Here is a 23,124-nt window from a genome sequence, read left to right on the forward strand (position 1 = left end):
ACAAGTGATGACACAAATCAAAACAGTTGGTTTTATTGGAATTGGTGTAATGGGACGCAGTATGGCTGAACATTTAATGGATGCAGGTTATGAAGTTCTCGTTTATACAAGAACAAAAGCGAAAGCAGATGCACTCATTCAAAAAGGCGCATCATGGAAGCCGGAAGTGAAGGAAATTGCACAACATGCAGATGCTGTCATCACAATGGTAGGATATCCATCAGATGTAGAAGAAATCTATTTAGGTGAAGAGGGGCTTGTGGCACATGCTACGCCTGGTACTTATCTGATAGATATGACGACATCGAAGCCTCAGCTGGCAAAAGAAATTGAAGTGAAAGCGAAAGAAAAAGGGCTGTTTGCATTAGATGCACCAGTTTCTGGCGGAGACGTAGGCGCAAAAAATGCAACGCTTGCGATCATGATTGGTGGAGAAAAATCAGCCTATGAAGCGTGTTTGCCCTTATTTGAGAAAATGGGCGAAAACATTCAATATCAAGGACCTGCAGGAAGCGGCCAGCATACCAAAATGTGTAACCAAATTGCGATTGCAGCAGGCATGGTAGGTGTCGCAGAGGCTATGGCCTATGCCGAAAAATCAGGACTTGATCCAGAGCACGTGCTCAAAAGCATCACAACGGGTGCGGCAGGAAGCTGGTCCTTGTCAAACCTTGCACCAAGAATGCTGAAAGGTGATTTCGAGCCAGGGTTCTACGTGAAGCATTTTATTAAAGATATGGGCATTGCACTTGAAGAAGCAGAGCTGATGGGAGAAGAGATGCCTGGGCTCTCACTTGCGAAGTCACTTTATGAGAAGCTGCGCGAACAGGGCGAAGAAAATAGCGGCACACAAAGTATATATAAATTATGGGTGAAATAAAAAAGCCTGTCCTACTTTGGGACAGGCTTTTTAGATAACTTATTTTCCGATGAATTGCTGCGTCCAGTAGTTGCCAGATTTCACATAACCAACACCGATATGTGTATAGTTTTTGTTTAAGATATTGGCTCTATGACCTTCACTGTTCATCCAAGCAGTCACCACTTCTTGTGGAGATCTTTGACCTTGGGCAATGTTTTCACCTGCTGTTTTGTAAGTGATCCCGAATTTCTTCATTTGATCAAATGGAGATCCGTAAGTTGGGCTTGTATGAGAGAAATAGTTTTTATCTTTCATATCTTGAGATTTTGCGCGAGCAGATTTGCTTAGTTTTGAATCAACAGAAAGTGCTTTTAATCCTTGCTTTGCACGCTCTTTGTTTGTAAGCTCAACGACTTCTTTTTCAAATGCATTCAAGCTGCTGTCTGCTTTTGCTGTCGTTGTGTCTTTTTGATCAGTTTTTGTATTGTTGTTTGTATTTTGTTTTGCTGGCGCACTTGGTTTAGAAGCAGTAGGTTTTTTCACTGATTCTTGTTTTTGTTCATTTTTTGCTTTGTTTACTTCTTTTACCACTTTCGTGCCAGTAACAGGTTGACCGCTTTTGATCAGCTTGTTTAAAAGAGCTTCGATCTCTTTTTGATTCGACTTGCTTAGCTTGTTTACATCTGAAGAGATATGTAATTTTGTAGCTAATGTATGAAGATCAATGGTTTGATGCTGTACATGTATTACTTGTTTCAGGTTAAGCTCCTTCGCATCAGCTGAATGTCCCCCAGTGAACGTGATGAGTGCAGCAGCCGTTAGCGCTGAAAAAAAGAATGATTTCTTCTTCATATTGTAACTCCTCCTAAAATCTTTGTTTTGTTTTCTCACAGAAAATCATAACATGGACTTTTTGTTATAAACGTACCAGCATCCTCCATTGACAATGCCTGTTTGTCATTTTTGTTAAAGTCACAAAAAAACCCGCCTCATATCAAAGGATAGGGAATTCTTCCATTTAATGAAAACGACATAAACATACCAATATTTTAAAGTGTTAGTATATTTTTTTGCATAATAGGGATTGACAGCTTTTTTTCGCTTGTTTCGCTGTAACAACTATTACAAAAGTGTTACAATAATGAGTGGTAATTGTAAAAGATTGAAAGGATGAGAGGAGCTACATAAGTGGGAGAGAAACAGCATCAAGGTGGTGCCGAGCAGAAAAAATTCAAGCGCCGGAACGCCTGGAGGATTAATCTCTTTTTCTTCGCTGTCTTTAGTTTGTTTGCTGTGCTTGTGATCAAGCTTGGTGTACTGCAAATCGTCAATGGTGAGGATTATAAAAAGCAGGCTAACCGAACAGAGGTCAAAACAGCATCATACCCGTCACCAAGAGGAAAAATGTATGACGCGAGAGGAAGAGTCGTCGTTGATAATGAAAGTGTACCTGCCATCGTTTATACATCAGAAAGCGGTGTAAAAGCGAAGGATAAGATTAAGGTAGCAAGAAAACTTGCGACTTATATAAAAATGGATACTGATTTTTTGAGAGAGCGTGACATTCGAGATTTTTGGCTGGCAAGCCATCCGAAAGAAGCGGATAAGCTCATTTCAAAAGCAGAGCAAAAGAATCTTAAAGCAAAAGATGTCTATCCGCTTCAAGTAGAGCGCGTGCCTAAGGAAGAGGTCAAGGCGATCGAAAAAAATGCAGAGGAAAAAGCAGTTGCAGCGATCTATCGTCGATTTACAGGCGGATATGCCTTTGAGCCTCAAATCGTGAAAGCAATGGACCCAAATGAAGAGAAAAAAGGGGACGAAAAAGTTGCTTTACTCGATGAAACAAAAGAGTCAAAGCAGGCATCATCTGTGAGTTTGACCTATGAAGAGATTTCACTTGTATCAGAGCATCTTGATGAACTGCCTGGTGTGAATGTCATCAATGATTGGACAAGAAAATATCCGTATGAGAAGACCCTTTATAATGTACTTGGCGGTGTGACCACACCAGAGCAAGGGATTATAAAAGAGCGTGAAGATTACTATATGGCAAGAGGCTACTCACGTAATGACCGAGTAGGGAAGAGTTATTTAGAGTATCAATACGAGGATTTTCTGAACCCGGAGAAAGCGACCGTTCAATATACTCAGGTTGGCGGGAAGCTGCTCGATGAAATCAAGCGGACAGAGGGACGAAGAGGACTTGATCTTGCACTGACATTTGATATGGAGCTGCAAAAGGAAGTCGACAAGATCGTCGAATCAGAGCTTAGATCCGCTAGTGCGAGAAACTATATGATGGATCGCGCATTTGTCGTGATGATGGACCCTAACACTGGGGATGTTCTCGCGATGTCTGGCAAGAAAATGGACGGCAGAGACGTCACTGATTATGCCATCGGAACATTTACGACCCAGTACGAAATGGGCTCTGTTGTCAAAGGAGCCACAGTACTTGGCGGTTATCAGGACGGAATGTCGCACAACCAATCCTATATGGATACACCGCTCTACTTTGCAGGAAGTGGTGGAAAGCCGAAACGGTCATACAAAGTTCTTGGATGGGTCAATGATCTTCAGGCTCTCCAAAAAAGTTCCAACGTCTACATGTTCCAAGTAGCGATGAGAATGGCGGGCATCATTTATCAAAAGGATGGTCCGTTACCGGCAAGACCTGAGCACCTACAAAAAATGAGAAACTACTATGCGCAATTCGGTCTTGGCGTGAAAACAGGGATCGATTTGCCGCAGGAATCAAGCGGGATGCAGACACATCCGAAGACGGTCGGCGGACTTTTGCTCGATGAAGCAATTGGCCAGTATGACACGTATACACCGCTTCAAGTTGCCCAGTACATGTCAACGATCGCCAATGGAGGAAATCGCGTTCAACCAAGAGTGGTGAAAAGCGTTCACCTTCCAACAAAGAAGGATGAAGTAGGCCCAGTCGTGAAAAAATATGAGCCGAAGGTATTGAACACGATTAACAACTCGAAAGCAGATATTGACCGCGTCAAAATGGGACTGAAAATGGTCACATCGACCGGCGGTACTGCCGCAGGCCGCTTTGGTCAGCATGATGTCTCAGGAAAAACAGGGACGGCCCAAACCTTTTACTATGGTGCCAACCGCAACTGGTGGGGAAACCCCACTTACAATTTAACCTTTGGGGGATATTATCCATCGTCCAATCCAAAAGTGGCTTTTAGTGTCGTGACCCCTTATGTTTCAGACAAAGATTCCGTCATTAAAACCATTCCAAGTAAAATTATTGATAAGTACGTTGAATTACAAAAGAAATACGAAAAGCAGTAAACAGCAGAGAGCACATCAAGAGAATGTGCTCTTTTTTGCTGAAAATATGGACGTTTCCCTCGATGACGGAAGGAAAATACGGGTTTTCTAGCGAATCTTTTTTATACATCAATCTAAGGACAACCCTAAAAAATGAAAAGGAGGGTCGGACGACGATGGAACAAAAAATGAAAGATTCGAATCAGCTTTATTCGAATATCGATTTACATGCCGTTCTTTCTTCTAATGGCCGCTTTCTCTACATTTCTTCTAACTGTAAGCAGCTTTTGCTCTATGAACAAAAGGATTTACTAGGGTGTTTTTTGAAAGACTTTGTTCATACCGAAGATCAATTTCTCGTCGAGAGTTATTTCTACAATCAGCACATGCTAGAGATTTCCCACTTTAGGCTGCTTAGAAGTGATCTAACAGCTGTATGGATTGAAGCTAGTATTGATTTTGTTGCTTGTGATGAGTTAGACAGTGAATTAAGTAGAGAAATGATCCTAAAAATGAGGGTGCTGGACGCTGAACCGCAAAAAGCAGCATTTCAAACAACATCAGAAGTGTCAGAACAGTCGTTAGGCAGTCTGCCGGCTTTCCAACATGTCAGTGAAGCTGAACAATTGATTGCCATGCTGCCAAATCCGTTATGTATTACGATTTTAGGGGAAATTGTTTATGCGAATGATGCGATGCTTCAATTAATGGGGGTATGTACAAGAGATGACATGATCGGCAAAACTGCATTTGACTTTATTGCTGAGGAGTACCATGACATTGTGAGAAGCCGAATTACAAGGCTGCAACAAGGTCTTCCAGTCGGAATGATTGAACAGATTTGGAAGCGGAAAGATGGAAGCAGCATTCATATCGAAGTGAAGTCATCACCAACGATCTATCAAAATCAGCGGGCAGAGCTTTTGCTGTTAGTAGACATCTCATCCCGTAAGAAATTCCAAACCGTTCTGCAAAAAAGCCGGGAGCGGTATCAGCTGCTCATCCAAAACTCCATTGATACGATTGCGGTCATTCACGATCACAAATGGGTGTTTATGAATGAATCAGGCATTAAATTATTTGAAGCCGAGCATTACGATAAATTAATAGGAAAAGATATTTTCCATCAAATCCATTCCTGTGACCAGCCAAAAGTGAAAAAGAGCATATCACGTATTATTGAAAGAGCATCAGATTCTGAGATTGTCACGATGAGCTGTCATACATTTAAGCACAAGCTGATCTATACAGAAATGGTGTGTATCCCAACTACATTTTTTGGAGAAACAGCCGTTCAAATTATTTTAAGAGATATATCCGAACGTAAGCAGACAGAAGAGCTCATGCTCCGATCTGAAAAATTATCGATCGCAGGCCAATTGGCTGCGGGCATTGCACATGAGATCAGGAACCCATTGACTGCCATCAAAGGCTTTTTGCAGCTCATTAAACCGAAAACGAAAGATCGGGATCAATATTTCGAGATTGTTTTCTCTGAACTGAGCCGGATAGAAATTATCTTAAGCGAGCTGCTCATGCTGGCAAAACCGCAGCAAACGGCATCGATGCAGACACTTGATTTGAAAAAAATCATCAGCGAAGTCACGGCTTTATTAGAAACACAAGCGAACTTAAATGGCATTTTAATGAATACGAGTGAAATAGAAGAGGATCTCCTGATGAACGGGGATCAAAATCAGCTCAAGCAGGTGTTTATCAATTTAATCAAAAATGCCGTAGAATCCATGCCGGACGGAGGGCAGGTTGACATTACGGCCAAAGCAGAAAGAGATGGAATTCACGTCACCATTCGTGATGAAGGGGTTGGCATTCCTGAATCGGTCATGAAGCGAATAGGAGAGCCCTTTTTAACGACAAAGGAAAAAGGGACTGGACTTGGCCTTATGGTGACATTTAATATTTTAGAAAATCACAACGGGACGATCCGTGTGGATAGTCATCCCGAAAAGGGCACCGTATTTCACATCATGTTTCCTGCAAAATAAAAACAACGGCAGGAGAGCCGTTGTTTCAGTCTGTTAAATGAATAGAACGCTTTTCAAGAACGAATTGTTCTAGGCGGTCAAGTCCTTCTTTCAGTGTTTCAAGTGAATAAGCATAGGATAGACGCACATACCCCTCGCCGAGTGGAGAGAAAGCAGACCCTGGTACGACAGCAAGTCTTGTACTTTCTAACAGCTCCATACAAAAATCAAAGGAACTCATCCCAAACGATTCAATGGATGGAAAAATATAAAAAGCGCCAGAAGGCTTAATGACCGGAAGCCCCATAGAAATGAGCCGATCATATACATAATCGAGCCTTTTCTTATATTGCTCTCTCATGATGAGTGCATCATCCACACCATTTGTCACAGCTTCAAGTGCCGCCTTTTGTGAGACAGCCGAGGCACAAGACACGTTATATTGATGTACTTTTAATACATGTTTAGCAATTGGAGCTGAAGCAAATAAAAAGCCAATTCTCCAACCAGTCATGCTATGAGACTTAGACAGTCCGTTAATCACAATGGTCTGTTCCTTTAAGAAAGAAGCGATTGAATGATGCGGCCGGTCAAATGTCAGCTCGCTATAGATTTCATCGGATAAAATAAAGATGTCTTTTCCTTCAAGGAGCTGGGCAATCTCTTTCAATTCTTCTTCTGAAAGCGTGACACCAGTTGGATTTGAAGGATAAGGAAGCACAACACACTTTGTTTTTTCCGTTAATGCATCCTCAATCAGCTTGGCATTTAATTTAAAGCCAGCATTCGTTGTGTCGATATGTACGGGCTTCCCCCCGCACATTCGAATGATTGGTTCATAGCCAGGGTAGACAGGTCCAGGTAAAATCACTTCATCACCCTCTGACAAAATGGTTCGAAACGCAGCATCAATCGCTTGACTTGCACCTGTCGTCACAATGATCTCTGACTCTGCATCATAATCAAGGTTGACTTTCTTCTTGATGTAGTGCTGGATTGCTTGTCTTAGCTCTAGGAAACCAGCATTATGAGTGTACGAAGTGAAATTCTCGTCAATGGCTGCTTTTGCAGCTGTTTTGACATGATGCGGCGTATAAAAATCGGGCTGGCCTATCGTCAAAGATACGACATCCTCATATGACGATACGAGATTTGAAAATGTTCGAATGCCTGAAATTTCAATATCCTTTACTCTTGGATTCAGCAAATGCTCCATTTCTCATCACCTTAAAAATTTATGTTTTTATCCTATTTTACCATTCACTGCATAAATGTCACCTGCGAAAGGCATTGGATATCATTATCTGTAGTCTATTCTCCTATTCATCACAGCATGAGTGATATATTGAAGAAAGAGCAACATTTATTATAGCGTAACCTCACGAGAAAATACAGGCTGCGATAACATGATTAGAAATCGGCAAAACGGTGTAAACTGAAAGAACGTGAGAATCAGGGTCATGGGAATTGCTTTCATAGACATACGATCTCCTAAAGGAGGACGATAAATGGAACAATCAGCGAAGACATCAAAAATAGCGTTTCTATCCGTGATGAGTAACACATTTGTTGTCATCTTAAAAATCATTGTAGGTCTGCTCACTGGATCTGTTGCTGTTTTATCAGAAGCCATTCATTCTTTTCTCGATTTAATGGCATCTTTTATTGCATTTATCTCTGTTCGTATTTCAAGAAAGCCAGCAGATTCTAAACATCCTTATGGACATGGAAAAGTCGAAAATATTTCTGGAACGATTGAGACCTTACTGATTTTCGTTGCGGGCATTTGGATCATCTACGAATGTGTTCACAAATTAATGCATCCAGAGCCAGTCAAGCTGCCTGTACTTGGCATTGTGGTGATGCTGATAGGCGCGCTCATCAATTTTATCGTATCGAAGGCTGTGAACAAAGAGGCAGAGCGAGTACATTCTGTCGCCATGAAATCGAATGCATTGCACCTGTTAACAGATGTGTATACGTCATTAGGGGTCGCATTCAGTTTATTGCTTGTCGCATTAACCGACTGGTATTTCTTAGATCCGATCATTGGAATGATACTTGCTCTCTTTATTATGCGTGAAGCATTTAAACTCATGAAAGAAGCCTTCCCGCCGCTCGTAGACGCCCGGCTAACGCCCGAGGAAGAACAATCGATCGAAGCAATCATTCAAGGATTCAGTCAAGAGTTCATCGAATATCATGACTTTCGAACAAGACGATCCGGTGCAGAGGAATATATTGATTTTCATTTGATTGTAGATGGCAAGACAACGATAGAAGATGTTCATCAATTATGTGATCGAATTGAAGAGAAGATTCAGCAAGAATTTCCGCATGCACAAATCTTTATTCATGTAGAACCTGAAAGTGAAAGAAGCACGCAAACGTAAAAAGGCGATCAACCAACTTAGGTTGTATCGCCTTTTTTTTACGCTTCATCTATGAAATGAAATCAATATCCATAAGCAGTATCGTAATCTTCATACCAAGAGATATAAGCTGCGTCATCATTTGACAAATCATGCTTCATGTCTAAAAAATCAGCTTCGCAAATATCTTCAATCACAGTCATTTCATTGTTATTTAATAGTACGACAGTTCCCATCATGAACACCTTTCTTTAAAAAATCCTTGACTATTGTACCATGTGAAGAACCATTGTCAACAGCAGAATGGAAACAAGACGAAAATATCACAAAATGTTAAAAAATCAGGAGGTAAAAGAACTAGAAGTACCATGATTTTCACAAATTTTCAGTATTTATTCACATAAATCATTGAGGACGAACTGATCTAAAATATATGTAAAAGTGTAAAGTTACATTGATCTTGCGATATTCATAAGATATAATAACGAATGATTATAAGAAATTTATAGAAAACATACATAATAAAGGAGAAATAGGATGGAAACAAACATAACAGAACCACACATTCAAGAAAAGAAACATCCTGAGCTAGCAGGCGTAGGCTATCGTTTTCTTGCACACCTTTTGGATGGTATCATCATCGGCGTACCATATTCTTTTATCATGTTTATTTTGGCAACACTCTTTTTTGTCTCAAGTCCAGAGGCAGCATTGATGATGGATGACGACAGCTATTACTATTCAACAACTGTTATGACAGATGAGGAATGGGCAGTGATTATGGGACTTATCTTTTTCTATATAGGAGCGATCTTGATCGGTATTGTGGTGACATGGCTTTATTACGCCATCATGGAATCATCAAAACTGCAAGGAACGCTTGGTAAGATGGCTCTTGGGATTAAAGTGACAAGAGTAACGGGCGAAAAAGTGACATTCGGCCGTGCAACAGGTCGCTTCTTTGCAAAAGGCTTTTTGTCTCCAATCTTATATATTGGCTACATCATTGCCTTTTTCACAGAGAAAAAACAAGCACTTCACGATTTAATTGCAAGTACCATTGTTGTGAAGAAATAATGAAAAAAAGCACCTCTGCTCAATCGTAAGAGGTGCTTTTTGTATAGATTGCTTGTATGGAAGAGGGACGTATGACATAAAATAGAATGATAGTGAAAAATCAGGCAGGGAAGGGAGACAAACGATTGAAAACAGGGAAAAAGCCCATGCAGAAAAAAGGGGCAGGCTTCGGTCTGTTTTTGACAGCACCCATTTTGGCCTGGGCATTGTATGACTTTGCAAATACGATATTTTCATCGAATATGATCACCATTTTCTTCCCGTTCTACTTGCAGGAAACAATCGGAGACAGTGCGAGAATGGATCAGATCGCTAGTACATTTATTTCTTATGCAAACGCACTAGCCAGTTTTTTTCTCGTCATTTTCACACCATTATACGGAGTCCTGATCGATCGTACAGGAAAAAAGAAGCGCTATATCACAGTGTTTACTCTAATATGTATAGCTTGTACATTTTTGATGGGGATCTTTGCTGGGATTGATTTCTCAAGCGAATGGTTTGGGCTGCCTGTCTCTTTATTAGTAGTGGTCACCTTGTTTGTGATTGCAAAATTCTTCTATCACTCGAGCCTAGTGTTTTATGACACCATCCTGCCCGATCTTGGGACAAAGGATGAAATACCGCTTATTTCTGGATTTGGCATTGCCGTTGGTTATTTAGGGACGCTTGTCGGTCTCACAGTTTATTTACTTGTTGGCAATGACCAATTTCATGAAGCATTTATTCCGACAGCACTATTATTCTTTCTCTTTTTCCTGCCATTTCTCTTTTTTGTAAAAGACCCTCATCCACTGCCGCAGCCAGAGAAAAAGGCGTCATTTTTCAGCGGGTATAAAGAAATTATTCGCACGTTTAAAGAGATGAAACATTACAAGCCGGCTTTTATCTTTATGATTGCTTTCTTTTTTATGAATGATGCCCTACAGACAGCGATTGCGATGATGGCGGTGTATGCCAAAATCATCATTGGCTTTACTGCTGGACAATTTATTCTGCTTTATCTTGTGTCGACCATTTCAAGTATCATTGGCTCCTTTTTATTTGGATATATCACAAAAGCGATTGGGGCAAAGCGCTCGATTACAGTCGTGTATGTGATTTTGATCGTTGCCCTGATTCTGGCTGTCACAGCCACAACGGAATGGGTCTTCTGGGTGGCTGGCAGTTTATTCGGTATTTCACTCGGCGCAAGCTGGGGGGCATCACGAATATTGATTATTGAGCTGACACCGAAGGAAAAGAGAGGACAGTTTTTTGGTCTCTTCGCATTCTCAGGGAAGGTGTCTTCCATTATTGGACCCATCATTTATGGGTCAGTCACTCTGCTGTTTGCAGAGCACGGAAACCTCGCAAGCCGCCTTGCGCTAGGGTCTTTACTTATTCTTGCAGCGATAGGACTTGTGATTCATCAATTCGTACGAGAGAAAGCGTAAAGAAACGTCAACTTTTTACCTATGCTGCCGATATAAAAAGTACAATCTAATATTGAAGAATAGAGGGATTTCCGTGGCTTTAAACAAACAAGAAATTTTACTTGACTCTGGTACCAATGAATTGGAAATTGTGAAGTTTGAAATTGGTTCAAATCAATTCGGCATTAACGTCATGAAAGTAAGAGAAATCATCCAGCCGGTTGAGGTGACGGCAGTACCGCACTCTCATCAAGATGTAGAAGGGATGATTAGTTTACGAGGCGAGATTTTACCAGTCATCAATCTATTTTCCTTTTTTAATGTCGAGTCAGATCAGTCAGAACAAGAGAAATATATTGTGACTGAATTCAACCAACGGAAATTTGTGTTCCATACAGGAACGGTATCACAAATTCACCGCGTCAGCTGGGAAGAGATTGAAAAGCCAACTGCACTCAATCAAGGGATGGAACGTCATTTAACCGGTATCATTAAGCTTGATGAGAAAATGGTTTTCCTTCCAGATTATGAGAAAATCATTTATGATATTGAATCCGCTTCTGGAGTAGAAACGTATCATATGTTTGACGGTGAGAAAGACGAGAGAAGAACAGGGAAGAAGCTTTATGTCGTTGAAGACTCTCCGCTTCTCATGCGTTTATTAACAAATGAATTAACCGAAGCAGGCTATAAAAACATTGTGACCTTTGAAGACGGGAAACAGGCATATGACCACGTCATGGACCTTGTTAGCAAAGGAATTACTGTGACAGAAGAAATTGATATGATTATTACAGATATTGAAATGCCAAAAATGGATGGTCACCGATTAACGAAACTGTTGAAGGAAAATCCTTTAACAAGTTCCATACCGATTCTTATCTTCTCTTCGTTAATCACTGAAGATTTGCGCCATAAAGGGGAAACAATTGGTGCAGATGATCAAATTAGTAAACCAGAAATTCATCAGCTGATTGAAAAAGTCGATCACTTTATAATCTAAAGGAAAAACCACTCGTCATGAGTGGTTTTTTGTTTAAAAATAACTTTCCCCGAGTCGTTTGAAGACGGGCTTTGTATAATGTGATTTTTGTTTTGTGGCGGTAGGTTTTTCTTTTAAACCGACATACGTTTGAAGCAGTTGCTTTGCTCGGTTTAATGACATATTCGCTTTCGGATTGCGATATGATTGATTTAAATTTCCTAAGTGTGGCAAAAATTCGAAGTCTTCTTTGGTTGGTGGCAGGTGAAAATAATAATCTCCAATTTCAATCAGCACGTCGGACTGTTGTTGACTATATTTGGGATTGTTAGAGAAATGTAGGCCCACTTTTCTTCCTTTACCTTCTTGCAATAGTTTTTGCAGCGCACGTTTTTTCAAAAGATAAAGAAACTTGGGATTTGGTGCGGTTTTAGCATGGCGGTTAACAGTATAAATGGCTTTTGCGATGTTTTCTGCTGTAGGTTCTATGTCTTTAGTATGAGCATAATCGTCCATTTTTTCTCTCCTTTGTCTTTCGTCTTCCTGTGCTTAGTATAAATTATACGTTTTTATTAGTAAATTGCAAATAGACTTATTTTAAAAAGCGATAGGATTTCCATTGTTCTTATTTACAATAGCCATTCATGACGGTTCTAAAACGTGTTTGTATATAAAAATGACAGAATGGTGTGCAAAGACACTAGTATCTATCCATCATGATTTTTCTTCAATCTGTTTCAGTTACAAAGAATGCGGCGCTTTTAATTTTCTATATGCTAAAGGTGTCGTATTTTTTATTCTTTTAAACATACTAATAAAATAACTTGTGCTGTTGAAGCCGACTTTGTAAGCAATTTCGGTTATATTGAAGTCTGTTTCTTGAAGCAGGATGAGACTTTGTTGAACTCTATATTCATTCACATAATGAAGAGGTGTCTTCTTTAGAATATCTTTGAAGTATCTGCAGCATTCAGATCGGCTTAGCTGACCTGCTCGAGCGATATCTTGAAGAAGCACCTTTTCGTGATAATGCTGGTGAATCCAATTCAGCATAGGTTTCATCCGTTCATTTTTATCATGCTGCCGTGCATCATATTTTATTTGAAAGCCATTTTGTAATAAACATTTCCACATGGTGATGAGTTGAATATTGAGTTCAAGCTCATAATATGCTGGAGTTTCATCAATTAATCGCTGAATGGTTTGAATACATTGATAGATATGATTTGGCCAGTGGTCTTTTCGGTTCAATAAAATATAAGGTGTCTGACTCGCATGCATATAAGGATGAACGAAAGTGGTAAATAATTCATTGGCTGTGATGAAATGTGGGGAAACGTTTAGACAAAGATATGTACAAGTTGTCCCATTTGCATCTTTTGCCATATGCAGGCAGCCACTATTGATGAATACGCCATCTCCTTCCTTCAAACATATCGTCTCTTCATTGATGTGAAATTCAGCTTCACCCTCTAAAATAAAAACAAATTGAAATTCATCATGCCAGTGAAGAGGGATGTGGCCGCTTCTATGATCACAAATTTTCGTATGATAAAGAGCGATAGACCAGGTCGTAGTAGAATGCTCCGTTAATTCTTTCAAATTGTAGTCAATAAGAAAATGATGGTTGTTCATGGCTCTCCTCAATATTCTTTTATTTTTATGTTCAATTGATATATCAATATGTAACAAAGTGAACTACTATCAACTATATTATCATGATTGTTTGAGAGTTGAGGAGAACGAAATGGATAGAAATAAGGGAATTTTGCTTGTGCTGATTGGTGCCATCTGTTGGGGAGTAGGAGGAACTGTTTCACAAAAATTGTTTCAGCAATATGGGATTTATGTCAATTGGCTTGTGACTGTCAGGCTGCTTATTTCAGGTGGACTGCTTTTATTTGTTCATTTCATGACAAAAGAACGAGCGCAACTAATTGGTGTGTGGAAAAAGAAGAGGACGGCTATGCAAGTCCTTATATTTGGAGTAATGGGCATGCTAGCTGTTCAATATACTTATATGGCATCCATTCAACTTGGGAATGCAGCTGTGGCGACGCTTCTGCAGTATACGGCCCCTGTTATGATTATCATGTATTTAGTACTTCGCCGCCAATCTACTTTTACCAAAAGAGATATGCTGACGGTGTCATTGGCGTTCATGGGCATGTTTCTCTTATTGACGAATGGTTCTGTTTCAACATTAACCGTTCCATTTGTCGCAGTGGTTTGGGGAATACTGTCTGCTGTAGCGCTTTCGTTTTATACGCTATATCCAATCAATCTGTTAAAAGAATTTGATTCTTTAGTCGTTGTTGGCTGGGCGATGCTGATTGGGGGAGCCGCCCTTAGCTTAGTCCATCCGCCATGGAAGATAAATCTTTCGCATTTACCTGTTGAAGCGTATGTTTATTTATTGTTTGTTATCATATTTGGTACAATGATCGCTTTTTGGTTTTACATAGAAAGCTTGCAATATTTATCACCGAAAGAGTCAAGCTTAATTGGAAGTGTCGAGCCCCTTGCGGCAGTTGTCACGACTGTTTTTTGGTTAAAGGAGCCATTTGGTTTTTTTCAATGGGCTGGGACAGCTTGTATTGTATACATGATTTTATTCATGGCATTATATCAGCCAAAAAAATGAGAAGGAAGGGTGTTCAAAGAGAGATTTTCATTGCAAGAAGAATTGACTGGGTGAAATATATATGAAGTGAACTATTAGTTCGTGATAACTACCTATTTAAATAAATGGGTAGTTTCTCAATTTGTATTCATGTTGCGCCTGAAAATTTACCATATGCCAGACAACATGCCCGAACATATGGTTTAATCACATGGTCTATTTCTTATGACTTGAATAAGCGCAGTAGAAGCAACCATTAAAATCAGTTTCATTCGTCATTTGTTTAGCTTCATCAATGGCGCTCTCACCACTCATGTGCAGACCAATCAATTTACGGCTTGAAGCATCACCTAAAAATGCACAATCTTCTGTATGTACAACATATTGACCTTGATCATCTTTTGTATGAATAAAATAATAACTTTTTAGCATACCCCTCACCTCCAACCTGACTATACTACTATAAAACTTCCAAAGATGTAAAGATTTTTTATTAAAAATATTGCAATTTTATACACATTCCTTTTATTTCATAAAAAGAAAAATATGTTATAAGATCAAAGTTAATGAGAACAGACAGGACTGTGTTTAGATTGAAAGATATGTTAACTCCTTTATTGGTCGCACTTGTCGTTGGAGGCATTGTGTACGTGATAGATGATCGTTCGATTCATCCTTTGCTTCCAATCATTTCGATGAGCAGAAAAAATAAGTGCCGTTTGTGTTTCAGCCATGCAAAAAGGACTTTCTATAGAAGAAAGTCCTTTTTGCTTCATTTATTGCGCTCCCTGACCTTTTAGTTCACGCTGCACGTCTAAGTCGTCAGCTTCTCTGCTGAACTTTGGCAGTGTAAAGAAGTAAAAAAGGAAAACGAGTAAAATAATAACGCCCATTCCGTAATAAATATAAGAAACGTTTGTAATGAGTTTTGGAAATAGTACCGCAATCAAACCTAATGTCATGGATTGAGCAAACATGGTAAGTGGATCAACCCAGCCTGACACACGTCCCATCAGACGAGGGTGGACGATTCTCGGCAGCCAGCCGCCAATGACAATGTTGACTGGGCCAATACATGTACCAATGACAAACGATGTGACATAAAACAACCATAGTGTGTGGGTGGAACCAAGTACAAAAATCAGAATGCCTGCAACCAAAATTGGAAGTGACATGAGATATTGCATCTTTACTTTTTTAGCGAGAACAGAGCCCATTAAGCTGCCAACAAGCAGGCCTGCACCGATCGCGATTGTAAAGAAGGATGTATGCAGTTCAAAATGATCCGGTGAAAGACCATATTTCATTGTAAACATCGGAAGTACAGCAAATGCGCCATTGACTAAACCAAAAACAAAAAAGCCGAAAATTAAAGAAGCCAATAATTTATTTTTTATAATGTAAAGAATGCCTTCTTTAAAATCTTTTAGAGACGTTTTAATGGTCATGCCTCTCCAGCCTGCTTGTCCATTTGGCTGACGTGCTTCAATTGGAATGTTACATGTACGAATCAGGATGCCTGACACAATAAAACTGATCAAATCAATGGTAATGGCACCGTGAAGTCCAATTGTCTTATACATAATCGCACCGATTCCAACACCAAATACCATGAATAAACTAAACAGCATTTGATTTAAGCCAGCGGCTTTTGCATATTGATCTTTATTTAAAATCGCCTGAACGAGAGAGGCTTCAGCTGGATAGAAGAACTTCGTAATGGCACTTCGTATAAACAAGATCAAGAAAATAAGAGGTAGTGAATTGAAATAAATAACAATGAATAAAACAATCGTCAGCCCAGCTCGTATCCAATCGCAATTCTCTGCGACTTTTTTACGATCAAAACGATCTGCTACGACACCGACCATAAAAAAGACAAAGATCGTTGGAAGTGAATACATGAGCTCTGCTAATGTGGCGTAGGCGGGCTGATGACTAAAATGATCGAGCAAATAAAAGGCAAACGCCATATTGCCTACTGTTGTCCCCATTTGCGAAGCAAGTGCTGCAAAAAAGAGACGAACAAAATTTCTGTTTTTAAAAATATCCATAAATACGCTCCTTAACCTGAAGATCCCACTTTATATCATATAAAATTTTAAGCATTCATACAATTGATTTCTCCTACTGGCTAATGGTCACAGGTGTTCCATTTGGAACGATCGAAGCAAGTTCGATGACATTCTGATTATACATACGAATGCATCCCCTAGACACAGCTTTACCAATTGAAGACGGGTTATTCGTACCGTGGATGCCGTAATGAACTTTCGAGAGGCTTAGCCAATAGGCGCCAAAGGGACCTCCTGGGTTTGGCTGTCTGTTCACAATATAATAAGAACCTGTCGGTGTCATATTTAAAATTCTTCCTGTTGCAATCGGATACGACCGAATCAGCTCTGATCCAGAAAACAAAACGAGACGTTTGCTTGAAATCGAAACAGAGATGCGGTAAGGGATCGTATTAGGATCGGGCAGACCAGGAATGATAATGACCTCATTTTGTAACGGCTCTCGGCCTTGCAGTGAAGGGTTTGCAGCCTTTAAAGCTTCTGTTGTTGTTCGAAAATCAAGCGCTATAGAAGCAAGCGTTTCTCCGCGTTTTACCGTATATCGCAGCACCAAAGGACACTCCTTTTGCTCAAATAAAAGAAGCCATGATGCCTGTCACTCAATCTATATATGGACGGAATCAGGCTAAGGAAGGTTTCTCCTAACATTTGTCATGAGAAAGATCTTTGATTATCTATATGCAAAAAGAAGCGGTTTGGCTTCTGTCTAAATGCGAGAAGAGAGGGTGAAAAAGGTTAATTCAGGTTTGGCTAAAAATCGAAGCGGCAGTCTTGTTGTCCCAAGTCCGCGGTTGACATAGATTCGGTGCTGATAACTTCCGTATAAACCTTCCACATATGTATGGCCAAAAGGTGCTGTGAGAATGGGTCCGTAGAAAGGAAGCTGCACCTGTCCGCCATGGGTATGTCCAGAAAGCTGCAAGTTAATGGGGGTTGTATCCAGCTCCAATGCTGCATCAGGCTCATGTACGAGCAGCAAGGTAAATAAATCAGATGATACTTCTCGCTTAATCAGGTCATAATCCGGCACACTCATCATCAGGTCATCCATTGTAGCAATCTGAATATGCGCCCCTTCTTTTTCTAATGGAAACACATCATTTTTACATATTGTAAAGCCGCAATCTTTCATCGTATTCTCATAAAGATCAATGCCAAATGGTCCGTAGTCATGATTACCGCATATCGCGAGCTTACCAAACGGGGCATGGAGCTCAGTCAAATAGGCTTTCGCTTTTTCATGCTCTTCAATTGATGCTTGAAAATCAACGAGATCACCTGTGAACACAATGAGGTCTGGAGACTCAGCGTTGATTTGCTGGACGACGGATTCTAATTCCTTCGCAGGAAATGTATCACTTAAATGAACATCACTAAATTGAGCAATTTTAAACTGGTCAAATGAAGCTGGAAGCTGAGCATCTCGAATGGTCATTGACACGGTATCGATCATGCGTGGTTCGATGTATCTGGCATATCCGTATCCACATGTTGTAGCTAAAAAACCGAGAATGCTCGCGCCAGCTGCTCCTTTTAAAAACTGTCTCCGAGAAAGTTGCTTCATATAAGACTCCTTTATAAATAAAATTAAGTATAGCATCATATTTAAAGAATCTCCCATATGGTGCATCTAGGGTCAATCATGATATGATAGAAAATAATGAATGAATAGTCATTCAAAACCACAGAGGGGGAGAACAAATGACGAAACAAACAGTGATTGTCACAGGGGGATCAAGCGGAATGGGGAAGGCGATGGCTGTCCATTTGGCACATGAAGGCTGGAATGTCGTGATTACTGGAAGAACAGAAGAAACGTTAGAAAAGGTAGCAAATGAAATAAAACAAAATGGCGGCTCGATCGCTTACTTCCAAATGGATGTACGAAACCCAGAGGATGCCGATCAAATGGTCAAGTTTGCGGTAGATACATTTGGAGATGTGGACGCTCTGATTAACAATGCTGCAGGAAACTTTTTAGTTCCAGCAGAAAAACTATCTCCTAACGGCTGGAAGGCTGTCATTGATATTGTATTAAATGGAACATTTTTTTGCAGTCATGCAGTGGGCAATTACTGGATTCGTCAAAGGAAAAGGGGAAGTATGGTCAATATGGTGGCAACCTATGCATGGGGTGCTGGTGTAGGTGTGGCGCATTCAGCGGCAGCAAAGGCCGGTGTTTTATCTCTCACTCGAACGCTTGCAGTGGAATGGGGTAAGCAATATCGAATTCGCGTTAATGCCATCGCGCCAGGTCCAATCGAGAGAACAGGCGGTGCGGATAAACTATGGGAGTCGGAAGAGGCAGCGCAAAGAACAGTAGATAGTGTTCCACTTGGCAGACTTGGTACACCAGAGGAAATTGCAAAGCTTGCAAGCTTTTTATTATCTGAACAAGCGTCTTATATAAATGGAGATTGTATCACAATGGATGGGGGGCAATGGCTCAACCAATCCCCATTTTGAATGACGATGTAAGACCTGCTTTTGATGTGTTATAATCACACAAAGAGAGAAGCAGGTGATGAAAATGGTCGATCCATTGGATATTTTAACGAATATTGAAGATGTTTTCCCGCACTATCAAGCGATATTCAGTGCGGAAGAGCAAAAAGTGATAGGCTATGAGGTTTTAGGAAGAATGAAGCTCGAGTCTGAAACAGTTAGCCTAGGCTCCTTCTTTACGGATTCATCTATTCCTGACGAATATAAAGTGGAAGTAGATCATAAAGTACTGACGCAAGCACTCGATCTTTTCACAACAGCAGATGATGATTTGCTCATTTTTATTAATCATGATGCCAATATCCTGATGCTTGATCATGGTGAAAGCTTTTTAGAACTCTTGAAGCAATATGAAGCAAGGGGCATTCAGCTTAATCGGTTTGTTATCGAATTTACAGAGCATACGTTTAGCGGCGATATTGAACAGCTTTACCATACGTTAACGTATTTTCGTACATATGGTATTAAAATCGCCATTTCGAATATCGGAAAAGAAAGCAGCAATCTTGACCGGATTGCCTTGCTCTCACCCGATCTATTAAAAATAGATTTACACGCATTAAGAGCATCGGCTCCTTCTCCTTCCTATGAATATGTCTTGTACAGCATTTCATTGCTTGCGAGAAAAATAGGGGCGGCTTTAATTTATGAAGACATTGAAGCAAATTTTCAGCTGCAATATGCTTGGAGAAATGGCGGCAGATACTTTCAAGGGTTCTATCTTCACGAGCCGGCGGCGGAATTAATTGACCGCAATAAACGAAAAGATCAGCTGAGGGAAGAATTCCAGCAATTTATTGCGCATGAGAAAAAGAAACTACAAACTGTCTACGAACATTCTGAAACATTTTATAAGCGAATTCACCAAGCTGTCACGACCTTAAAAAAATCATGCACTACAAATGATGAACTCATCCAAAAGCTGGCATTAGAATTAACGGATTGCAGCTTTCGGATTTATATGTGTAATGAAGAAGGCTTTCAAATCACTGGAAATGTGTTTAAAAAAGAAAAAGAATGGTTGTTCCAGCCTGAATATATCGAGAAAAACTGGAGCTGGCGTCCTTATTTCCTAGCAAATATTCTCCAAATGAGAATGAGCGGGAAAGGATTTTTCAGTGATATTTACAGCGATTTAGAAACTGGTGAGAGGATACGTACGTTTTCTTACCCGTTAGAGGGAGATATGTATTTATTTATAGATCTTCCGTATGCCTATTTATATGAGCAAGATGGATTAATTTAAAATCACAGTGTGAAGATTATATTAGCCATTTATTAACAATTTAAGTAGCCTTTTGGGCTGCTTTTTTTGATTGAAAAAAAGAAATAAAAAATGGTTGACAATGAAACTGATAATCATTATCATTTAGTTATAGAGAGAAGCTACTCTCTGTTCCCCAACCCCTCTATCAGATCAAGATCCAAAAAACTTGGCGCTACCCCCGCCAAGTTTTTTTTGTGCTTTTCATCTTCGCCTCATGCATAGGACAGCCCAATCCTTCCATACATCTTAAGTGATGACAGTTAGACGGTAGGAGGGAATGTCATGATCAAACGTGACAAGCGGCTGCTGATTGATTTGCCAAGACCAGATCACCCAGATGCAAATGGTGCTGCTGCTGTGCAAGAATTACTCGGCGGAAAATTCGGCGAAATGTCCACATTAAATAATTACATGTTTCAATCCTTTAACTTTCGAGGAAAACGAAAACTCAAACCGTTTTATGACCTCGTATCCAGCATTACGGCTGAAGAATTCGGTCATGTAGAACTTGTGACCACAGCTGTGAATCTCATGATTACAGGGACCACTCATGGCGGAGATCCAGATACGACACCGATGAAAGCGGCTGTCGATAAACGAAATACACAGCATTTTATTCAAACGGCTCAAACAGGCTATCCGTTTGATTCCATGGCAAAACCTTGGACCGGGGAGAATGTGTTCTCAAGCGGAAACCTGATTCTTGACCTCCTTCATAATTTCTTCCTAGAATGCGGAGCACGTACGCACAAAATGCGCGTATATGAAATGACAGATCATCCTACAGCAAGAGAGATGATCGGTTATTTACTCGTCAGGGGCGGAGTGCATGTTGTGGCATATGCAAAGGCGCTTGAGGTAGCCACAGGTGTAGATGTAGGAAAGATGCTGCCAATCCCAAACCTCGACAACAAATACTTTGATTCAGCGAGGAAATTTGAAGATCAAAATGTTCATACAAAGCTGTATACATTTAGTGATACGGATTACAAGGACATTAATAAGATTTGGAAAGGCAGTCATCCGATTGATGGAAAACCGCTCACAGTGATTGAGGGCACCCCGCAAGGAGCACCTGTGCCAGATTATAGAGAATTACCGGAAGAGTTTGCCCCAGGCATTTCCAAAGAGGATTTTGACGAAATTGCCAAACGTCTGATGAGGTCTGCGGGTTTATAAAAACATGGTGCATGAGATTAGAAAAAAGACTCAAACTAAAAAAACAGATTCTTTTTCTTTTTTTGAATTCAAGAGGAAAAATATCATCTGAGAACACTTTATGGTATGATGCTTTGTAGGACTTGTGTATAATCAATACGGGTTCATCTTGAGTTGTTTTTTTGAAAGGAGTCTTTTTTTAGAATGTCACAATTAATGGGTATCATTACAAGGCTGCAAAGTCTTCAAGAGACAGCAGAAGCTGCAAACGAACCGGCACAGCGTTATTTCGAAGTGAACGGTGAGAAAATCTGTAGTGTTAAGTATTTCGAAAAGAATCAAACGTTTGAATTGACTGTTTTTCAACAAGGGGATAAGCCAAATACTTTCCCATTTGACAACATTGATATGATTTCGATTGAGATTTTTGAGCTTTTACAATCCTAAGCTGAATCGTATGAAATGTTTTTTCTAAGGATTCCTTCGTTTATTTGCGGCAATATACATGTGTCATGATTGGCGCAGTGTACAAATGGAAGATGATCATTCAGCGCATATTTCGGATAAGAGACCATTAAAAAGGAGTTCCTTTCTGTGAGTGATTCTTTTTACTACAATCTTTCTGAAGATCATTTAGCGTTTTCTGATGTCGTCATGAGAATGAAAGACTTTATTCGAAAAGACCCTAGATCCGCCTATGTGTTATCAATTGGTACGGACTCTCAGGTCAATCAAAATGTCACAAGATTTATGACTGCAATTCATCTCCACCGGATTGGCAAAGGGGCTTGGGGCTGCCTCACGCAACAAGTGATCAGCAGACCTGTGCAAAGCCTTAGAGAAAAAATTTCATTAGAGACAGCGTTTAGCCAAAAGGTATGTGCAGACATCCTTGAGGGGCCTTTAACAGAACTGATGGATTTGCTTCTTCCGTTTGCTGAGGAAGGGGCAGACCTCCGTTTTGAAGCACATCTGGATATTGGCAAAAAAGGAAGTACAAAAGATCTGATCCAGGAAATGACCGGAATGATCACAGCTATGGGAATTGAAGCTAAAATAAAACCCGACTCATACGCAGCATTTTGCTATGCCAATCGATACACAAAATAAATTCCGTCATTTTTCTCCAAACCTTGTCGAAACGTGCGGTTGACGATTCGATTCTAGTTCCTTATTCTAGCTGTATAGAGAGGAAGCAGACATTCAAAAGCCTGCTAATCAATATAAAAGCATATATGAAACAGGGGGCCTGATGTTGGATGAGCGTCATCGAAAATCGTTTTAATGAAGAAGAGAAAAAGCTATTATTAAACGTATTGCTGAATCAGGAATATGCTGTCGAATTACTAAGCAGTGAGATCAATGATATAGAATGTGGAACAAAAAATGTCGATGACAATACGTATAAGCAGTTGATCACATTGTATGACAGAGTAAGGTTTGAGAATTAATATTGATTGAACATTCTATTAGATACTCGGGAGCTGAGTATCTTTTTTATGCAGAAAA

The 23,124-nt window shown here is 40.0% G+C and carries 24 protein-coding genes; 14 read left to right on the top strand and 10 right to left on the bottom strand.

Annotation, left to right across the window (positions count from 1 at the left end):
* Positions 1–7: 7 nt before the first annotated feature.
* Positions 8–880, top strand: a complete 873-nt coding sequence (locus tag QRN39_RS04940) for an NAD(P)-dependent oxidoreductase (RefSeq protein WP_003211880.1) — start codon at positions 8–10, stop codon at positions 878–880.
* Between the two features lie 39 nt (positions 881–919).
* Here the strand turns inward: QRN39_RS04940 and QRN39_RS04945 are convergent, their stop codons facing one another.
* Complete coding sequence (locus QRN39_RS04945; RefSeq protein ID WP_284906311.1) at positions 920–1,714, bottom strand: CAP domain-containing protein; 795 nt, start codon at positions 1,712–1,714, stop codon at positions 920–922.
* A 336-nt stretch (positions 1,715–2,050) separates the two neighbouring features.
* Here QRN39_RS04945 and QRN39_RS04950 point away from each other — a divergent pair, with 336 nt between their 5' ends.
* Together QRN39_RS04950 and QRN39_RS04955 are read left to right on the top strand one after the other, a co-directional pair.
* The gene (locus tag QRN39_RS04950) at positions 2,051–4,177 is read left to right on the top strand and encodes a peptidoglycan D,D-transpeptidase FtsI family protein (protein WP_284906312.1); all 2,127 of its coding nucleotides are present in this window, start codon (positions 2,051–2,053) and stop codon (positions 4,175–4,177) included.
* 155 nt (positions 4,178–4,332) lie between these two features.
* A complete protein-coding gene (locus QRN39_RS04955; RefSeq protein WP_137054703.1) occupies positions 4,333–6,162 on the top strand; it encodes a PAS domain-containing sensor histidine kinase in 1,830 nt (609 codons plus the stop codon).
* A gap of 25 nt (positions 6,163–6,187) precedes the next feature.
* Here the strand turns inward: QRN39_RS04955 and QRN39_RS04960 are convergent, their stop codons facing one another.
* A complete protein-coding gene (locus QRN39_RS04960) occupies positions 6,188–7,357 on the bottom strand; it encodes an aminotransferase A (RefSeq protein ID WP_003210942.1) in 1,170 nt (389 codons plus the stop codon).
* Positions 7,358–7,649: 292 nt separating this feature from the next.
* On the opposite strand from QRN39_RS04960, the gene QRN39_RS04965 reads away from it, so the two are divergent.
* Positions 7,650–8,534, top strand: coding sequence for a cation diffusion facilitator family transporter (locus QRN39_RS04965; protein WP_284906313.1), 885 nt, complete (start codon positions 7,650–7,652; stop codon positions 8,532–8,534).
* 62 nt (positions 8,535–8,596) lie between these two features.
* Here the strand turns inward: QRN39_RS04965 and QRN39_RS04970 are convergent, their stop codons facing one another.
* Positions 8,597–8,749 (bottom strand): hypothetical protein, encoded by a 153-nt coding sequence (locus QRN39_RS04970; RefSeq protein WP_170965990.1) that lies wholly within the window; start codon positions 8,747–8,749, stop codon positions 8,597–8,599.
* Positions 8,750–9,050: 301 nt separating this feature from the next.
* On the opposite strand from QRN39_RS04970, the gene QRN39_RS04975 reads away from it, so the two are divergent.
* From QRN39_RS04975 to QRN39_RS04985, 3 genes are all read left to right on the top strand, one after another.
* Complete coding sequence (locus tag QRN39_RS04975) at positions 9,051–9,590, top strand: RDD family protein (RefSeq protein ID WP_044139812.1); 540 nt, start codon at positions 9,051–9,053, stop codon at positions 9,588–9,590.
* Positions 9,591–9,715: 125 nt separating this feature from the next.
* Positions 9,716–11,026 (top strand): MFS transporter, encoded by a 1,311-nt coding sequence (locus QRN39_RS04980; RefSeq protein WP_212045811.1) that lies wholly within the window; start codon positions 9,716–9,718, stop codon positions 11,024–11,026.
* Between the two features lie 73 nt (positions 11,027–11,099).
* Positions 11,100–12,008 carry a chemotaxis protein gene (locus tag QRN39_RS04985; RefSeq protein ID WP_003212225.1) on the top strand — a complete coding sequence of 303 codons (909 nt, stop codon included), beginning with the start codon at positions 11,100–11,102 and terminating at the stop codon, positions 12,006–12,008.
* A 33-nt stretch (positions 12,009–12,041) separates the two neighbouring features.
* Here QRN39_RS04985 and QRN39_RS04990 read toward each other — a convergent pair whose 3' ends face one another.
* Positions 12,042–12,503, bottom strand: a complete 462-nt coding sequence (locus QRN39_RS04990) for a YkyB family protein (protein WP_012009774.1) — start codon at positions 12,501–12,503, stop codon at positions 12,042–12,044.
* Positions 12,504–12,728: 225 nt separating this feature from the next.
* Complete coding sequence (locus QRN39_RS04995; protein ID WP_268458751.1) at positions 12,729–13,622, bottom strand: AraC family transcriptional regulator; 894 nt, start codon at positions 13,620–13,622, stop codon at positions 12,729–12,731.
* Between the two features lie 112 nt (positions 13,623–13,734).
* On the opposite strand from QRN39_RS04995, the gene QRN39_RS05000 reads away from it, so the two are divergent.
* Positions 13,735–14,631 (top strand): DMT family transporter, encoded by an 897-nt coding sequence (locus tag QRN39_RS05000; RefSeq protein ID WP_003211579.1) that lies wholly within the window; start codon positions 13,735–13,737, stop codon positions 14,629–14,631.
* A gap of 195 nt (positions 14,632–14,826) precedes the next feature.
* On the opposite strand, the gene QRN39_RS05005 is transcribed toward QRN39_RS05000, so the two are convergent.
* The 5 genes from QRN39_RS05005 to QRN39_RS05025 all read right to left on the bottom strand — a co-directional run bounded on the left by QRN39_RS05005 (position 14,827) and on the right by QRN39_RS05025 (position 18,249).
* Positions 14,827–15,042, bottom strand: a complete 216-nt coding sequence (locus QRN39_RS05005) for a hypothetical protein (RefSeq protein ID WP_050945147.1) — start codon at positions 15,040–15,042, stop codon at positions 14,827–14,829.
* Between the two features lie 182 nt (positions 15,043–15,224).
* Complete coding sequence (locus QRN39_RS05010; protein WP_170965988.1) at positions 15,225–15,386, bottom strand: hypothetical protein; 162 nt, start codon at positions 15,384–15,386, stop codon at positions 15,225–15,227.
* The gene (locus QRN39_RS05015; RefSeq protein WP_003211422.1) at positions 15,387–16,664 is read right to left on the bottom strand and encodes an MFS transporter; all 1,278 of its coding nucleotides are present in this window, start codon (positions 16,662–16,664) and stop codon (positions 15,387–15,389) included. It abuts the gene before it with no gap.
* A 73-nt stretch (positions 16,665–16,737) separates the two neighbouring features.
* Entirely contained in the window at positions 16,738–17,235 is a 498-nt protein-coding gene (locus QRN39_RS05020; RefSeq protein ID WP_034619946.1) for a L,D-transpeptidase family protein, read from the bottom strand.
* Between the two features lie 156 nt (positions 17,236–17,391).
* Positions 17,392–18,249: a metallophosphoesterase gene (locus QRN39_RS05025; protein WP_050945144.1), complete on the bottom strand. Its 858-nt coding sequence runs from the start codon at positions 18,247–18,249 to the stop codon at positions 17,392–17,394.
* A gap of 137 nt (positions 18,250–18,386) precedes the next feature.
* Here QRN39_RS05025 and fadH point away from each other — a divergent pair, with 137 nt between their 5' ends.
* From fadH to abbA, 6 genes are all read left to right on the top strand, one after another.
* The gene (gene fadH, locus QRN39_RS05030; RefSeq protein ID WP_284906314.1) at positions 18,387–19,151 is read left to right on the top strand and encodes a 2,4-dienoyl-CoA reductase; all 765 of its coding nucleotides are present in this window, start codon (positions 18,387–18,389) and stop codon (positions 19,149–19,151) included.
* 64 nt (positions 19,152–19,215) lie between these two features.
* Positions 19,216–20,436 (top strand): EAL domain-containing protein, encoded by a 1,221-nt coding sequence (locus tag QRN39_RS05035; protein ID WP_050945469.1) that lies wholly within the window; start codon positions 19,216–19,218, stop codon positions 20,434–20,436.
* A gap of 303 nt (positions 20,437–20,739) precedes the next feature.
* Positions 20,740–21,636: a manganese catalase family protein gene (locus QRN39_RS05040; RefSeq protein ID WP_003210823.1), complete on the top strand. Its 897-nt coding sequence runs from the start codon at positions 20,740–20,742 to the stop codon at positions 21,634–21,636.
* Positions 21,637–21,819: 183 nt separating this feature from the next.
* The gene (locus QRN39_RS05045) at positions 21,820–22,062 is read left to right on the top strand and encodes a YkuJ family protein (protein ID WP_003212254.1); all 243 of its coding nucleotides are present in this window, start codon (positions 21,820–21,822) and stop codon (positions 22,060–22,062) included.
* 147 nt (positions 22,063–22,209) lie between these two features.
* Positions 22,210–22,725 carry a ribonuclease H-like YkuK family protein gene (locus QRN39_RS05050; protein WP_003212504.1) on the top strand — a complete coding sequence of 172 codons (516 nt, stop codon included), beginning with the start codon at positions 22,210–22,212 and terminating at the stop codon, positions 22,723–22,725.
* Positions 22,726–22,874: 149 nt separating this feature from the next.
* Positions 22,875–23,066, top strand: coding sequence for an antirepressor AbbA (gene abbA, locus QRN39_RS05055; protein WP_003210802.1), 192 nt, complete (start codon positions 22,875–22,877; stop codon positions 23,064–23,066).
* Positions 23,067–23,124: the final 58 nt, after the last annotated feature.

This window comes from Bacillus sp. lyk4-R2A-2, from assembly GCF_030209735.1.
Classification (GTDB): Bacteria; Bacillota; Bacilli; order Bacillales; family Bacillaceae; genus Bacillus; species Bacillus pumilus.

Coding starts and splice junctions, on each gene's coding strand:
- QRN39_RS04940 (WP_003211880.1), top strand. CDS start 8: ATGACACAAATCAAAACAGTTGGTTTTATTGGAATTGGTGTAATGGGA.
- QRN39_RS04945 (WP_284906311.1), bottom strand. CDS start 1,714: ATGAAGAAGAAATCATTCTTTTTTTCAGCGCTAACGGCTGCTGCACTC.
- QRN39_RS04955 (WP_137054703.1), top strand. CDS start 4,333: ATGGAACAAAAAATGAAAGATTCGAATCAGCTTTATTCGAATATCGAT.
- QRN39_RS04960 (WP_003210942.1), bottom strand. CDS start 7,357: ATGGAGCATTTGCTGAATCCAAGAGTAAAGGATATTGAAATTTCAGGC.
- QRN39_RS04965 (WP_284906313.1), top strand. CDS start 7,650: ATGGAACAATCAGCGAAGACATCAAAAATAGCGTTTCTATCCGTGATG.
- QRN39_RS04970 (WP_170965990.1), bottom strand. CDS start 8,749: ATGGGAACTGTCGTACTATTAAATAACAATGAAATGACTGTGATTGAA.
- QRN39_RS04975 (WP_044139812.1), top strand. CDS start 9,051: ATGGAAACAAACATAACAGAACCACACATTCAAGAAAAGAAACATCCT.
- QRN39_RS04990 (WP_012009774.1), bottom strand. CDS start 12,503: ATGGACGATTATGCTCATACTAAAGACATAGAACCTACAGCAGAAAAC.
- QRN39_RS04995 (WP_268458751.1), bottom strand. CDS start 13,622: ATGAACAACCATCATTTTCTTATTGACTACAATTTGAAAGAATTAACG.
- QRN39_RS05000 (WP_003211579.1), top strand. CDS start 13,735: ATGGATAGAAATAAGGGAATTTTGCTTGTGCTGATTGGTGCCATCTGT.
- QRN39_RS05005 (WP_050945147.1), bottom strand. CDS start 15,042: ATGCTAAAAAGTTATTATTTTATTCATACAAAAGATGATCAAGGTCAA.
- QRN39_RS05010 (WP_170965988.1), bottom strand. CDS start 15,386: ATGAAGCAAAAAGGACTTTCTTCTATAGAAAGTCCTTTTTGCATGGCT.
- QRN39_RS05015 (WP_003211422.1), bottom strand. CDS start 16,664: ATGGATATTTTTAAAAACAGAAATTTTGTTCGTCTCTTTTTTGCAGCA.
- QRN39_RS05025 (WP_050945144.1), bottom strand. CDS start 18,249: ATGAAGCAACTTTCTCGGAGACAGTTTTTAAAAGGAGCAGCTGGCGCG.
- fadH (WP_284906314.1), top strand. CDS start 18,387: ATGACGAAACAAACAGTGATTGTCACAGGGGGATCAAGCGGAATGGGG.
- QRN39_RS05035 (WP_050945469.1), top strand. CDS start 19,216: ATGGTCGATCCATTGGATATTTTAACGAATATTGAAGATGTTTTCCCG.
- QRN39_RS05040 (WP_003210823.1), top strand. CDS start 20,740: ATGATCAAACGTGACAAGCGGCTGCTGATTGATTTGCCAAGACCAGAT.
- QRN39_RS05045 (WP_003212254.1), top strand. CDS start 21,820: ATGTCACAATTAATGGGTATCATTACAAGGCTGCAAAGTCTTCAAGAG.
- abbA (WP_003210802.1), top strand. CDS start 22,875: ATGAGCGTCATCGAAAATCGTTTTAATGAAGAAGAGAAAAAGCTATTA.